This window comes from Leptospira alexanderi serovar Manhao 3 str. L 60 (assembly GCF_000243815.2).
Lineage (GTDB): Bacteria > Spirochaetota > Leptospiria > Leptospirales > Leptospiraceae > Leptospira > Leptospira alexanderi.
Map to the genome: position 1 here is coordinate 67,501 of NZ_AHMT02000017.1, position 12,709 is coordinate 80,209.

Genomic DNA, 12,709 nt, shown 5'->3' on the forward strand with positions numbered 1-12,709 from the left:
GATCCGAATAACAAAAGCATATAGAGATCTCTCGTATAAAAGAAAAACCAAATCGCTACGGAAAGATATAGTAAAGAGATAAGAATATCCCTTGTAAATTCTTGGATGACGGAGTAATACGATTTCGGCGCTAAAATAACCGGAATCGTTTCACTCACACCCTTGCCGTAAACGTGTATTCCGTTTTCGTAAGATTTTCCAGACTCAGCCATCTTTACAGCGATTTCCAATTCCAAAAGGTCGACCTTTTTCCCCAGAATGTTTGGAAACTCTTCGCTACTTTGAATGATTGTTCCATTCGGATAATAATAGAAGGGAGGTTTTAACGTTTCGGAAGAAGTTTGTAAAACACCGACGAGGAGAACGATGCTGAGCAAAATCAGAGAGATAAATAATAAAAGTATGTTTCTCACTACGAAAACCTCAGATCGTGAATCGAAATCATAGTGCGGTTTTTCCAAGTAATAACCAGAGGATCATTTTCGATATTTTCTTCTACTTCCCATCCCGTTGAAAGAAGGTTTTTGCCGAAGTTGGAGTTTCTATGAACCTTGAAATTTTTCCCCGACGTTTTTAAAGAAATCGTATTCTCGCTTCTTCGAATGACTCCGACGAGAAGATCGTATTCTTCATTCCAAGATATTTCTTTGAGGTAGGATTCTACAAGATTTTTAACGTAGCTCAAATTTTGAACGGATCTGGAAGTTCTTGCAGAATATAATACTCCCAGTATATAACAAAGAACTAATACGGAGACCTGATTTGTGATCCCCAGTTTTAAAATGACAAAGTAGGTCTCGTCACCCTCCGAATTGAGAAATTCCACGAGTTCTCCCGGTTCTCTGGAAAGAATTTCTATGCGGATATTGCCGATTATAGGAGGTTCTGCAGCCGCTTCCAAGAATTTTCGGATTTTACCGGCGGTTTCCAATTCCTTTCTGTATTTTTTATTTTCTGCAACTTGGGAAGACAGGATATGATTGTGAACAGCGATCCCGCATTTTCCGGAAAGAAAGCTCAGATCCTGTCTGACCGAATCCTTGGGAATATTGGATACGGCGAGAAAACCGAAGAGAGTTTCTCTATAAACGAAAGGTAAGATGAAATTGGCTCTGAGGCTCACAAAGTCTTCGTTGATCTCGTGATTTTGATCCGGTTCTCCTATGATCGAGCCGTTCTTTTTATTCAAAATGTATTTTAAAAGCTTTGCTTCGGGATTGATTCCGTCATGGGTAATTACTTTTCTTTGTTTCTTTTTTGCGTACATATAGAGTTCGAACGTTTTCAAATCGTTGTTGAGTAATGCCAGTTTACCGTAATTACTTTCGGTCAATCGAACAAGATCGGGAAAAACGTTTTTAATCAAACCTTCGTGGTCGAACTTGCGATAAGCTAATCGAGAAGAACGGGGATCGTCGCTTAAATATTCTGAAATCAGAATGGACTTAAGTTTACCGCTGAGTTTTTCCTGGAGAGGAAAAATGATAAAAACAGCAAAAATCAAAGTAGAAAGTAAACTTACTTCCATGTAGTATTCGATTGCCGTCGGGAATACGGAGAGGATAAAGAAATAGAACCCTAACGCGATGAGAACAGAGGTTCCCTTTGCGAATAGATTGATGATTCCGGAAATCAGATAATAATCCGTTACAAGAGAACGAAACGTTTCCTTAAATCCTCGTTGAGTGTTTTTACTTTCAGGTAGTGTAGTAAGCATTCTCTTTTATATACTCTTCCGAAAAATCGCAGCCCCAAAATTTCATGGAAACCGTTCCAATATTCAACATTACATTTAAAGAAATTTCAGTATTATTTTTTAAATATTCGGAAAGCTTTTTTAGGGTTTCCGGGCTTGCTTCTTTAACAGGAAGGGTCCCGAAATAAATTTGGAGACTTTCGAACGGAATCGGTTCGTCGAAAACCTTACCCACAGCCATCACCAATCTTCCCCAATTCGGATCTCCGCCATAGATCGCTGTTTTTACTAAGGGAGAGTTGAGGATGGACTTACCGATTTTTTTTGCTTGGGTTTCGTTTTTCGCGCCTTTGATTGTGAGTTCGATTAATTTAGTCGCACCTTCCCCGTCGATTGCGATGAGTTTCGTAAGATCGATGCAGATTTCGGTAAGAGCTTGAGAAAAATCTTCCATCGAACTTTCACCGGACAAACCGTTGCAGAGTAACGCGACCGTATCCGAAGTGGAAGTATCCGAATCGACGGTCAAACAATTGAAACTCTGATCGACCGATGATTTTAAAACTGAATAGAGATCGGTTCCTTTCGGAAGAGAAACATCGGAAAGAATGTAGCAGAGCATCGTCGCCATATTCGGTTCGATCATTCCCGCACCTTTTGCGATTCCGTAAATTGTGCCTTCTCCTGATTTGGTTTTAATTTTTCGGAAAGAAATTTTTTTTCTCTTATCTGTAGTCATGATTGCTTCGGCGACTTCTTCCAAATTTCCCGGTTTTAAAAGAGATTTCGCTTTTTTGCAAGCGGGAAGAATGATTTCCATTTTTAGAGGAATTCCGATCACGCCAGTGGAGGAAGGGAGGACTAACTTTTCGTTGATGCCGAGAGATTCTCCGATTGCTTTGCAGATTTCTCTGGAGTTTTGAATTCCTTTTTCTCCTGTCGCAGCGTTGGAGTTTTTGGAATTAATGACGACCGCTTGAAGGATTCCGGATTGAACGTGCTCTTTTCCAACGATCACTGGAGCACCGGGGTAGTTGTTTTTCGTAAACATGGCCGCCGCTTTGCAAGGTACATCGGAGTAAATAACGCCGAAATCTTTCGTGTTGTCTTTAATTCCTATATTGATTCCGAAAGATGAAAAGCCTTTGGGCATTGTCATAAGATCCCTCAACGTGTCAGTTGGATCTATCTTTGGGAAATTATCTCTGCCGAAAAGAAGAATTCAAAATGTTTCAGCCTGATAACGAATGGGAATCGTAACTGCAAAAATAGTTCCGCCTTCTGAATTGTCGAAAACTTTTACGGAGCCGTGGTGAAGGCGAACGATATGTTTTACGATGGAGAGGCCTAAGCCGGTTCCGCCTTCTTTTCTGGAACGGTTCTTATCAACTCGGAAAAATCTTTCAAAAATTCTACTTTTATCCTCGTCTTGAATTCCGATTCCTTGGTCGATTACTTGAAACTGGACCTGATCCGATTCGAAAGAAAGAATTTTCAGGGTAATTGTTTTACCTTCGGGGGAATAAGCGGAAGCATTCGAGATTAGATTCAAAAGCATGTGCTCCAAAAGGACCCAATCGGCCGCGATCATTAGAGGCTCCGGCATCTCCACTAAGAACTTCTGTCCTTTAGGCGACACAACTCCTTCGACTGTATAACTTAAATTTTCCACAAGAGATTTTAAGGAGAATTCTTCTTCTCCGGAGATTTTGGTTTGATTTTCGATCCGAGTAATCGTGAGCATATCTTCCACAATACGAACCATACGATCTGTATTTCTTGAAATTGCGTCCAAGAATCTTTTCTCGTGACTTTCAGGAGAGAGACGTAAACGATCGAGTAGAGTTTCGGTGTATCCCTTAATGGATGTAATCGGGGTCTTGAGTTCATGAGAAGCGTTCTGAACGAATTGTTCTCTTATGATGTGGGACTGTTTTTCTTCGGTAATGTTTCTGATCACTCCGATGTACATGAGAGTTTTCCCGTTCGTTTTCAGAGGATACATTTTGATTGTGTAAAAATTTTGTCCGAGGTCCAGTTCCATTTTAGAATCGCCTGATCCTCTGAGGTGGTTTGATACAAACTCCAAAAGCCTCGGATCTCGGGTTGCGTCTGCGACTTTTCTAGATCTGGAATTCGGTTCTATGAGAGATCCTGGAATACTTTTGTTTTGAAAAAGAATAGAAGCATTTTCGGGATCGATCGCAAAAACTCCTTCCTTTAAGTTTTGTAAAACGGAATCGAATTTTTCTTTTTCGATCGTGAGATCCACAAACTGGCTTTTAAGTCTTGTAGACATTAAGTTGATGGAAGAAGCGAGGTCCGCGAGTTCTCGAATGTCCGACAGAGCCAACTCGGATCCGAAGTCGCCTGCATTGATCTCTCCTGTCTTTTTTTCGATTCTATCCAAAGGTTCCGCTACACTTTTGGCGATCGAATACGACATGTAGAATGTTCCGAACATTGCGAAAAGAACGTAAAACGAAAACAGAAGAACTTTAAAATCGGAATGAACAAACTTTTCCACAAAAAGAACTATCCCGGCGACAACGAGAAGGACTAGCAAAAGTAACCAGTTACTGAGAAGAAGTTTTGAAAATAAGCTACGCCTCATTGAATCTATAGCCGATTCCGCGTATCGTTTCGAGTCTTTCCTTTTCGTCTCCGAGTTTATCGCGTAATCTTTTAATATTTACGTCGACGGCTCTGTCGGTGACGTAAATGTCTTTTCCCCAAACCCGATCTAATAATTTATCCCTTGTAAAAGCTACGCCGGGGTTGGTCATGAAAAGATTCAGAATTTTATACTCGATTAACGTTAAATCGACTTCGGAGTTATTGATAAATGCTTTATGTGCTTTTAGATTAAGAAAGATGTTTCCGATGGTTATGTTTCCTTCGAATTGCTCTTCTTCCTCGCCTTCTTTCGTTCTTCTTAAAACGGAACGTACTCTTGCGATTAATTCTCTAGTGCTGAAAGGTTTGCGAACATAATCGTCCGCACCGAGTTCGAGTCCGAGAACTGCTTCGGTTTCACCGGATTTGGCGGTGACCATAATGATCGGCATGGAATATTTTTCTTTGATTTTTTTACAAAGATCCATACCTCCTATTCCCGGAAGCATAAGATCTAAAATGACTAGATCCGGAGTATTCTTTTCCAGTTTTGGAAGTACTTCTAATCCGTTCTGACATGTATCTACTTGGTAGCCGTTTTCTTCGAGGTGAAATCGGATCAGTTCGGCGATGTCTTCCTCATCATCTACGACGAGGACTTTTTGCCCTGGGTTCCCTGATTGGTTTTTCATGAAGTCCTATTCTTTTTTTGCCGGCCTATCGTTATTATTTTACAAACCGACTTTCCTTTTTTAGAAAATCAGAAACCATGAGATTTCTATTTCGACCGGGCAAAGTCTATAATCTTAATATTCCAGAAATTCGTTACAATTAGAATACGAAAAAATTACAAACAACAGAAATTCGATTTTCCCTATTGTTCCCCTCATCGAATTTATATGGCAGAGAGAAAATAAAAATTACTCTTTGTCGCCCAATTGTGCGTTGATCTTTCGCACTAGTGTTCTTTGGCGGAAAATTGAAAAAACGAGGAAACCGGAAAGTAACAAAGCTCCGATGAAATAAACTTCGTTCAGACTTTTCAATCTTTCATGTTCTTCTTCGATTGCTTTGATGCTTTCCAAGTGAGAAATTAAAAAATAAAATTTGTCCGTCTTAGGCCACTCTTTCCTAGATTCTTCCCGAATTTGAGTGATTAGAATCGCCGCCTCTTCTTTTTTCATCTTTTGGAGGATGGGGAAAATCTGATCTAAATCGGAATTAAGATATTCTCTCGCCCCCATAATCGGTTTTGGTTCTCCGTTATCGGAAAGAGAGTTATCTGCAAACACGTTGTTTGTCGTTGTCAGGACGGAGAGAATTAAAAGAGAAAAGAGAGAAGTTTTTAAAGTACTCGAATTCATTCAAAAAAACCTAATTTGTTTTTCCATTCTTTGGTATATGGATTTCTGTAATGGACAAGATAGATTCCTGCTAAAATAGAGAAAACACAAAAGAGAATACTGCTCGTGACTAAAATGAAAGGAAGGAGATTCGTTTCGACCAAAAATCTAAAATCCAAAAAGAACAAAACGGATAAGGGTGAAAATCCCAGGAAAAATAAACCGGATAAGATAATTTTAATGTGACGTACGGGAACGATATGCAGCATTACCCTTCGTTTTAAGTCCGGTGGGACAGTCGTAGTATTTTCCGGAGGATTTAGGGGGCCTTCTTCAAAAAAATGCAGTTTTTCTTCAAGTTCGGTCGGAACGGAATCTATTTCTTTGGGATGGGAATTATTCTTGTTTTTCATTCTCTTCTTTGTTTAACCAATCTCTCATGATTTCCTTACCCCTAAAAATATAACTCTTTAAAGTATTCATTTTCAAGTTTAATTTTTTGGAAATTTCTTTATAGGACATGTTTTCGAAGTAGTGAAGCATGATCGGCTTACGATAGAGTTCCGGTAAACTTTCCACGAGACTTCTGATTTTTTCGGAGATTTCCTGTTTCAGAAGTTTTGTTTCCTGTTCGGATGAGATTTCGTTTTTCTTTTCTATTTCATTTTCTACGAGTAGAAGTGTATCTAGTCCGGATATCTCCGGGTGTTCCTTGCGGTATCTTCGAATGATGTCGTTTCTTGCGATTACAAACAACCAAGTGGAGAATTGAGACCTACCTTGAAACGTAGATAGACTTTCAAAGGCTTTTAAGAAAATATCCTGAGTAAAATCTTCAGCTTCGGTTTCGTTGCGAAAGGCTTTGATCGCTTGAGAATAAATTAATCCTTGATACCGGTTCATCAGTATTTCAAAGGAATTAAAATCGCCGTGTAAAACTTTTTGAATGCAATCCCAGTCTTCCTGATTGCATACAATTGGAATGTTTTCCCTCATCGGGATCGGGAGAATTTATAGTAACAGAGTAATCCCAGACCGGTTCCGAGCGGAACAAGTCCGCCTAACATGGCGAGAGATTGTCCTAATACGGAAATGAATCCGATGGAAAGTGCGATTCCAACGAAGGTGAAAATCAATCCTAAAAAGAAAGAATAAGTTCTCAGATCGAAAATTTCTTTTTTATAAAGTCCGGCTTTGATGATTTCAATCCGTTGTCTGTACCACCAATAAAAAACAAAAAATAGCAACGCACAACCGAATACAATTCCAAAGATAGGAACTAAGTAAAGAACCACTTTATAGTCGGATCCGGAGTTGGAACTTTGATTCTGAAGGTGTTTCAGAATCAAGTCCAGCGTTTCTAATAATTTTGCTTTTTCTTCTGGATTCATCTTGCAATCGCTGTCATTTTTCTATGTTCCGCTTTGGTTTTGAAGTAAGGAATTCTTTCTTCTATGCCTGGGCGGTTGATCAAAGATTGATACCATTCTTCTTCTTGAAAACTTTCTTTTAAGAAAGAATTCCGAATTTCGGGTTGAAACAGGTTTTTAATCATCTTCATAACTTTTTACCTCCTTTGAAAATTATGGCACGCTCTAAGAATCAAATGTCAATTCAAACGATAAAAACCGTAAAGTTATAGTTTTCGGAATCGGTTCTTATGTCTTATAAAACTATCGGCAGATTCGAACAATTCGTAGTATGATTTCTCGATTCGTAAGATATGTTTTTCGTCTTTGAATTTAAAACTTTAAGACATTCGTATTATATTGTGTATCGACGGGATCTTACAACTTATCCTAATCGGAACTTTTTCCAGAAAGGATTCAAGTTAAAGCAACATGTCATTTTATCCACAATTTTTAGATGGCAAACTAAATGAAGAAAAAAATGTCTTTTTAATTTTTTTGGAAGAATTTACGGGCGGGATCGAAAAAAGGAGGGCTACTTAAATTCGGTTCCGCTAAAATAGGTTCCCTTTCAAAGTTCGCGTAGTCTCTTAGAAAGTTTACGATGATTTTTCCGGTAACTCCCCAAAGTAATTCTTCTTCGAGGTCGAAGTAATAAATTTCAATTTCTTTCGCACCCGATCTCCGAATCCGAATGGAATAAAACGGAGCCGTTTCCAGACGATTGAGATCCAAGAGGATAGAACGTTCTACTTCTTCCGGATTTGTGTTAAATAGAAACGAACCGTTGTAACGTGCAATGAAGGGAGAAATATGAAATCCGGTATGAGTAAAAATTCCGTCATATTCTCCTAAGACTTCCAGAACGGAACTGGATTCTCCCATTTCTTCTTCCCATTCTCTTAGAGCTGTGTTCAAAAGATTTTTATCCGTTTTGGAATAAGCTCCTCCGGGAAAGGAAATTTGTCCGGGGTGTGCTTTTAGATTGAAATTTCTTTTTTGTAGAATCAGGCCTTGTGCCGAATTTTCCTTTTCATAAATAGGAAGAATAACGGATGAAGCCTTGGACTTTTCTTCTCCGATCGGCGGAGTTGGAATTCCGGTAAAAATTTTCTGAGGAACTGCAAGTTGATTTTTGAGCGACTGAAAATCAAGTCTCATTTTTTTTACCTGCATTTGAAGAGTTAAATATTTTTATTCGAATTTTTTATTAATCGGAATGAGTCCCTTGATATTCGATTCGTAAGGTACATTTTCTAATGCGGCCAAAATAGAGGGGCCGTAGTGAATCACTTTCCACTCTGAAAAAAGATTCATCTCTCTCAACTCGTCTAAAGTTTTCGGATTTCTTTGGGCTAACTCCGCGATCATTTTGTTCGAAGGCATCATTTGATGACTCATTCTTCTGATAGACATGATCGTTTCTCTCCAAATTCTCAGACGTTTGAAACGTTCGCCTTCTTCGTTCGTCAAGTTCTCACCCGGTTTTTTAAAAAGCTCGGATTTTTGAATCGGAGGTCCGCTTGGATTCGCATAAATTTGAAATAAACTTTCCGCGTCTTTTTTACCGACAATTTCGGTTAACTTTGCTATATCTCTTCTCGACTTTACGAGAAGAATCACCTTTTCGTTGTTAAATACTCGAAAGGGAGCTTTATTCAACTTTCTAGATTTATCGTCTCTAAAGACCAAAGTGTCGTAGATAAATCTTCTTTCATCAGCGCTATATTCCAAAATCTCGGGAAACTTATCCATGGAGATGGAATTTCCTTCTGCGCCCGGTTCTTCGCATGCGATCTTTTCAAACTCGGAAAGCGCTTCCTCGTAAAGATTTCTCTTTGTAAGTTCTTCCTTCATCTTTTCCCAAATCGTTTCCAAATAAACCGTATCCAAAGCGGCGTATTGAAGTTGGCTTTTTTCGAGAGGCCGCTTTTCCCAGTTAGACTTCTGTTCCTTCTTAGAAAGTTTGATCTTATGGTAATAATCCACAAGATAAGTTAAAGAATATTGTTCGTGATCTAAAAGACGGGAACTGAATCCGGTATCTGCGATGTTTTGAAATTTAAAACCGAAGTCTTTTTTAAGCGCTTTAATATCATCAATGGCGGAGTGGAATATTTTTAGAATTTTTTTATCTTCAAATAAGTTTCCAAGGCCATCTAAATTTTGTAACTTCAAAGGATCGATGATGTAATTTTTTCCCTTAGCCGAAATTTGGATCAGACAGACCTTTGAGAAATAGGTATAATAACCGGAGGACTCCGTATCGATGGAGATGGAATCGGCCTGACTCAAGGTGATGAGAACGAGTTGTAGGCTTCGAATTGTATCTACGACTATGTAATCGGAATTTATTTGCATGAAAAACGCGACCTGAGATTTTAAGCTTAAGAAGGCAGAGAATGAGTCGAATTCCCGATAAATCCAGAGTAAGAAGACAAGCCCAGGATGACAAACCAAAAGATGAATGTGCGATTTTTGGTATATTTAATTCATCGGAAGCCTCTAATTTCACATATTTAGGTCTTTACTCGATGCAACATCGGGGCCAGGAATCCAGCGGGATCGTTTCCTCGGACGGAGAACATCTCTATCGATACGCAGGTATGGGGCTGGTAGCCAGTATCTTTACGGAAGCCAAACTCAAGGAACTTCAGGGTACTTCTGCCATTGGGCACAATCGATATTCTACTACCGGAGCGAGTTTTTTAAGAAATGCTCAACCTCTTCGAGTCGAATCCCATCTCGGAGCCGTTTCTCTCGCTCACAATGGAAATTTGGTCAACTCTTGGGAAGTGAGAAGCCAGCTTGAGAAGGAAGGAAGTATCTTTCAGACTACGATTGATTCAGAAGTGATCGTTCACTTGATGGCTCGTTCCGGAGAAACTGATTTTCTCTCGGCGCTTTCTTCGGCTCTTAAAAAAGTGAGGGGCGCGTATTCTCTTGTGATTCTGACGAAAACCCAATTGATCGCAGTGCGGGATCCGAACGGGTTTCGTCCATTGGTGATGGGTCGTCGAGAGGACGGGGCTATCGTTTTTGCTTCCGAAACCTGCGCTTTCGATATCACGGATACAAAGTATGAAAGAGACGTTGAGCCGGGCGAGATGATTGTAGTCGATAAGAACGGAGTCAATTCTTACTATCCGTTTCCGAAAGCGACTCCAAGTCTTTGTATTTTTGAATATATTTATTTTGCAAGGCCCGATTCCAGTATCTTTGGGGAATCTGTTTATAAGGTTCGGAAGAATTTAGGAAGATTTTTAGCCCGAGAATTGCCGGTCGAAGCGGATGTTGTGATTCCGGTTCCGGATTCTGCGAACATCGCGGCCTTGGGTTATGCGGAAGAATCCGGAATTTCTTATCAGTCCGGTTTGATTCGTTCTCATTACATCGGTAGGACTTTTATTGAACCCGATCAGAAAATTCGGGATTTCGGAGCCAAGATCAAATACAACGTGGTTCGAAACGTAGTCGAAGGAAAAAGAGTTATCGTAGTAGACGATTCCATTATGAGGGGAACTACGAGCCGAAAGATCATCAAGATGATCCGAAGCGCGGGCGCTAAGGAAATCCATCTCAGAGTTTCCGCGCCTCCTACTATCTCGCCTTGTTATTATGGAATCGATATTCCCACACACAACGAGCTAATCGCCGCGACTCACACGATCGAAGAAATTAGAAAGTATCTGAGGGTGGATAGTATCGCTTATCTTTCGGTCGAATCTATGAACCGTGCGGTAATGGATCATAAAGGCGGTGGATTTTGCAACGCTTGTTTTACAGCTCAATATCCCGTAGAGTTTCAGAGCGAATTAGGAAATCAGAAAAGTCTTTTTAAAGAATACCAAGTGGAAGAAAGAGCCGTTCCTTAAAAGGTTCAAGGAGTATGGCTTTTGAAGTTTTTGTGTTTGGAAAGGAGTTCCTTAATGAGATTTTTTTCGGATCTTCCTAAAATTCCTTTTTCTTCGAATATTCCCAAGATTTCCATCGTAATTTCTGGTTCTAAGACGGATAAGTCCCCGAACAAGGATTGATGATTGAGTTTTCCGGATTTGTATTTTTCTATAATTACATGCGAGGATTCAATAATTTGTTGTTTCCTCAAAACAAGTTCTTCCATCGTGGATAAGATCAAAAAAATTTCCGGATCGTCCTCGAATAATTGCAGTATATGTCGATAAATTCCCGGACTTTGGATCGGTAATTCGTAGATTCCGTCTTTGAGAGAAAGATAAAGTTCTTTTTCTTCTTCTATGTTCAATCCCGCGAGATTTTTTAAATCGGAAACTGCTTCCGGAGGAAGAACGGTTAAAAATTGAGAAGCGAATTCCGGATCTTTCGCTTCTTTCAGGCAGTATGAGATAAAACTGCATATTCTTTTTGGAGATAGCGAACTCCAATACGCGTTCGATTTTAAGTCTAAAAAAGAAGTGGTCTTTCTCAGGCTTCTTCTTTCGTCCTCGGTTTGTTTGTATATTCCATATTCATAAATTATTATTTTATAAAGTAATTTGTTGCCAAACGAATCTATAGTCTCTTTGATCTTTTGAGGTTCGATGAGTGTGAGAAAATATCTTAGAACTTCGAAATAAACCGATCCTTTGGAAATAAATTCCTCCAGGACGAGAGGATGAGCTTGTAAAAAAGCAGAAGCGCCGACGTTGATTCCAATTTTTCCTTCGGCAAATGCTTGCATTTTTTCACTCGCGATACAGGATTCCCGGATTTCCCGACTCCATTCGTTGGGCAATAAGTTTTGTTTACAATTGGCAAGGCACGGTTCTCCTATAGAGGTACCGATTTTACAACAGATTTTAATTTCTTTATCCAGATAAACTTCCACTTTTACCGGACTAAATCCCCACAATCTCTCATTTCGGGAGCGTAGGGATTTTTAATTTTGGTTCCATGGCTCACCCAGGTTTTATTTACCATCGGGCAATAGAATCGATTAAAAACTCCGGTTCCACCTGCAAGTTTTAGACTATCTGCGAGGTTTTCAGAGAAAGAAGAATAGGCTTGAAAGAACTTTTCAATGTCTTTGGTATTTTTATTTTGTAGAAAATTTTCCATCTTTTCGGCCGAACTTTTAAGTCCTCCGTTTAAGGAAATGAGTTCTTTTATACGAGAGATCAATTTGCTCGTGTCGGGAATTTTACCTTCCTCTTTCATTAAAAAACTATGAATGGATTCGTTTTCCACGAGAATTTGTTGTAAGATATCTTTTTCAGATTCCGTTATAACGGGAGGAGTTTTTTTGCAGGAGGATAAAAAGATAAGAATACTGATTAATAGGATTAGAGTTTTCTGCATTCTTCAAATCTCCGGTAAAAAGTGTGTAAACTTAAATCCTACAATTCTTGAAAAAACCTTGGTGTAAAGTACGGAATCCTTTAAAATCTAAAAAATACTAGAATTCATCTCAAAAACTCTCTACTTTAGTTTAGAACGTTGTTGTTCGGTATTATAAGTTACTTTTGCGATAGGTTTGACATTTCTTCGTATTCCTCAGGTTTTTAAAAGGAGCAAATCGTATCAAAATTATTCAGAATGATAAATTATCATACTGCTTTTTCTCCGGAAACGGATTGCGCAATCGACCAGGCATCGGATTCTACTGAAAATGAAAGTCGAGGATCTTA

At 39.2% G+C, this 12,709-nt stretch carries 15 protein-coding genes (1 of these 15 cut by a window edge); 1 reads left to right on the plus strand and 14 read right to left on the minus strand.

Features of this window, described 5'->3' with window-relative positions; translation table 11 throughout:
• From LEP1GSC062_RS05950 to LEP1GSC062_RS06000, 12 genes are all read right to left on the minus strand, one after another.
• On the minus strand, positions 1 to 413 hold the 5' end (the start) of the coding sequence (locus LEP1GSC062_RS05950) for a PP2C family protein-serine/threonine phosphatase (RefSeq protein WP_020983676.1). Its footprint begins 1,975 nt before the window's first position; only the first 413 of its 2,388 coding nucleotides appear in the window; it begins with the start codon at positions 411 to 413; its stop codon lies off the left edge, out of view.
• Positions 413 to 1,717 carry a hypothetical protein gene (locus tag LEP1GSC062_RS05955; RefSeq protein WP_010577605.1) on the minus strand — a complete coding sequence of 435 codons (1,305 nt, stop codon included), beginning with the start codon at positions 1,715 to 1,717 and terminating at the stop codon, positions 413 to 415. The genes LEP1GSC062_RS05950 and LEP1GSC062_RS05955 overlap by 1 nt, the downstream gene beginning before the upstream one ends.
• The gene (gene argJ / locus LEP1GSC062_RS05960; RefSeq protein WP_010577606.1) at positions 1,698 to 2,849 is read right to left on the minus strand and encodes a bifunctional glutamate N-acetyltransferase/amino-acid acetyltransferase ArgJ; all 1,152 of its coding nucleotides are present in this window, start codon (positions 2,847 to 2,849) and stop codon (positions 1,698 to 1,700) included. Before argJ ends, LEP1GSC062_RS05955 begins: the two co-directional genes overlap by 20 nt.
• 69 nt (positions 2,850 to 2,918) lie before the next feature.
• The gene (locus LEP1GSC062_RS05965; protein WP_039941319.1) at positions 2,919 to 4,310 is read right to left on the minus strand and encodes a HAMP domain-containing sensor histidine kinase; all 1,392 of its coding nucleotides are present in this window, start codon (positions 4,308 to 4,310) and stop codon (positions 2,919 to 2,921) included.
• Entirely contained in the window at positions 4,300 to 5,004 is a 705-nt protein-coding gene (locus LEP1GSC062_RS05970) for a response regulator (RefSeq protein ID WP_002724505.1), read from the minus strand. Before LEP1GSC062_RS05970 ends, LEP1GSC062_RS05965 begins: the two co-directional genes overlap by 11 nt.
• Before the next feature lie 228 nt (positions 5,005 to 5,232).
• Entirely contained in the window at positions 5,233 to 5,676 is a 444-nt protein-coding gene (locus LEP1GSC062_RS05975) for a hypothetical protein (RefSeq protein ID WP_010577607.1), read from the minus strand.
• A complete protein-coding gene (locus LEP1GSC062_RS05980) occupies positions 5,673 to 6,068 on the minus strand; it encodes a hypothetical protein (RefSeq protein WP_010577608.1) in 396 nt (131 codons plus the stop codon). Before LEP1GSC062_RS05980 ends, LEP1GSC062_RS05975 begins: the two co-directional genes overlap by 4 nt.
• Complete coding sequence (locus tag LEP1GSC062_RS05985; RefSeq protein ID WP_010577609.1) at positions 6,052 to 6,651, minus strand: RNA polymerase sigma factor; 600 nt, start codon at positions 6,649 to 6,651, stop codon at positions 6,052 to 6,054. Before LEP1GSC062_RS05985 ends, LEP1GSC062_RS05980 begins: the two co-directional genes overlap by 17 nt.
• Positions 6,648 to 7,046 (minus strand): hypothetical protein, encoded by a 399-nt coding sequence (locus LEP1GSC062_RS05990; RefSeq protein WP_010577610.1) that lies wholly within the window; start codon positions 7,044 to 7,046, stop codon positions 6,648 to 6,650. The genes LEP1GSC062_RS05985 and LEP1GSC062_RS05990 overlap by 4 nt, the downstream gene beginning before the upstream one ends.
• Positions 7,043 to 7,216: an LIMLP_16695 family PerRB-regulated protein gene (locus LEP1GSC062_RS23885; RefSeq protein ID WP_002622274.1), complete on the minus strand. Its 174-nt coding sequence runs from the start codon at positions 7,214 to 7,216 to the stop codon at positions 7,043 to 7,045. Before LEP1GSC062_RS23885 ends, LEP1GSC062_RS05990 begins: the two co-directional genes overlap by 4 nt.
• 337 nt (positions 7,217 to 7,553) lie before the next feature.
• Entirely contained in the window at positions 7,554 to 8,225 is a 672-nt protein-coding gene (locus LEP1GSC062_RS05995) for an NUDIX hydrolase (protein ID WP_010577611.1), read from the minus strand.
• 33 nt (positions 8,226 to 8,258) lie between these two features.
• Positions 8,259 to 9,425: a ribonuclease D gene (locus LEP1GSC062_RS06000; RefSeq protein WP_004508808.1), complete on the minus strand. Its 1,167-nt coding sequence runs from the start codon at positions 9,423 to 9,425 to the stop codon at positions 8,259 to 8,261.
• A 41-nt stretch (positions 9,426 to 9,466) separates the two neighbouring features.
• Here LEP1GSC062_RS06000 and purF point away from each other — a divergent pair, with 41 nt between their 5' ends.
• Entirely contained in the window at positions 9,467 to 10,939 is a 1,473-nt protein-coding gene (gene purF / locus LEP1GSC062_RS06005; protein WP_010577612.1) for an amidophosphoribosyltransferase, read from the plus strand.
• A 5-nt stretch (positions 10,940 to 10,944) separates the two neighbouring features.
• Here the strand turns inward: purF and LEP1GSC062_RS06010 are convergent, their stop codons facing one another.
• Positions 10,945 to 11,934 carry a hypothetical protein gene (locus LEP1GSC062_RS06010; protein WP_010577613.1) on the minus strand — a complete coding sequence of 330 codons (990 nt, stop codon included), beginning with the start codon at positions 11,932 to 11,934 and terminating at the stop codon, positions 10,945 to 10,947.
• Positions 11,913 to 12,380 (minus strand): LIC13259/LIC11441 family protein, encoded by a 468-nt coding sequence (locus LEP1GSC062_RS06015; protein WP_010577614.1) that lies wholly within the window; start codon positions 12,378 to 12,380, stop codon positions 11,913 to 11,915. Before LEP1GSC062_RS06015 ends, LEP1GSC062_RS06010 begins: the two co-directional genes overlap by 22 nt.
• Between the last annotated feature and the right edge of the window lie 329 nt (positions 12,381 to 12,709).

Bases quoted from the DNA above. Each gene is read 5' to 3' on its own strand.
- LEP1GSC062_RS05995 (WP_010577611.1), bottom strand. From the start codon at position 8,225: ATGAGACTTGATTTTCAGTCGCTCAAAAATCAACTTGCAGTTCCTCAG.
- LEP1GSC062_RS23885 (WP_002622274.1), bottom strand. From the start codon at position 7,216: ATGAAGATGATTAAAAACCTGTTTCAACCCGAAATTCGGAATTCTTTC.
- LEP1GSC062_RS06000 (WP_004508808.1), bottom strand. From the start codon at position 9,425: ATGCAAATAAATTCCGATTACATAGTCGTAGATACAATTCGAAGCCTA.
- LEP1GSC062_RS05990 (WP_010577610.1), bottom strand. From the start codon at position 7,046: ATGAATCCAGAAGAAAAAGCAAAATTATTAGAAACGCTGGACTTGATT.
- purF (WP_010577612.1), top strand. From the start codon at position 9,467: ATGAGTCGAATTCCCGATAAATCCAGAGTAAGAAGACAAGCCCAGGAT.
- LEP1GSC062_RS05970 (WP_002724505.1), bottom strand. From the start codon at position 5,004: ATGAAAAACCAATCAGGGAACCCAGGGCAAAAAGTCCTCGTCGTAGAT.
- argJ (WP_010577606.1), bottom strand. From the start codon at position 2,849: ATGCCCAAAGGCTTTTCATCTTTCGGAATCAATATAGGAATTAAAGAC.
- LEP1GSC062_RS05955 (WP_010577605.1), bottom strand. From the start codon at position 1,717: ATGCTTACTACACTACCTGAAAGTAAAAACACTCAACGAGGATTTAAG.
- LEP1GSC062_RS05965 (WP_039941319.1), bottom strand. From the start codon at position 4,310: ATGAGGCGTAGCTTATTTTCAAAACTTCTTCTCAGTAACTGGTTACTT.
- LEP1GSC062_RS05975 (WP_010577607.1), bottom strand. From the start codon at position 5,676: ATGAATTCGAGTACTTTAAAAACTTCTCTCTTTTCTCTTTTAATTCTC.
- LEP1GSC062_RS06015 (WP_010577614.1), bottom strand. From the start codon at position 12,380: ATGCAGAAAACTCTAATCCTATTAATCAGTATTCTTATCTTTTTATCC.
- LEP1GSC062_RS05985 (WP_010577609.1), bottom strand. From the start codon at position 6,651: ATGAGGGAAAACATTCCAATTGTATGCAATCAGGAAGACTGGGATTGC.
- LEP1GSC062_RS05980 (WP_010577608.1), bottom strand. From the start codon at position 6,068: ATGAAAAACAAGAATAATTCCCATCCCAAAGAAATAGATTCCGTTCCG.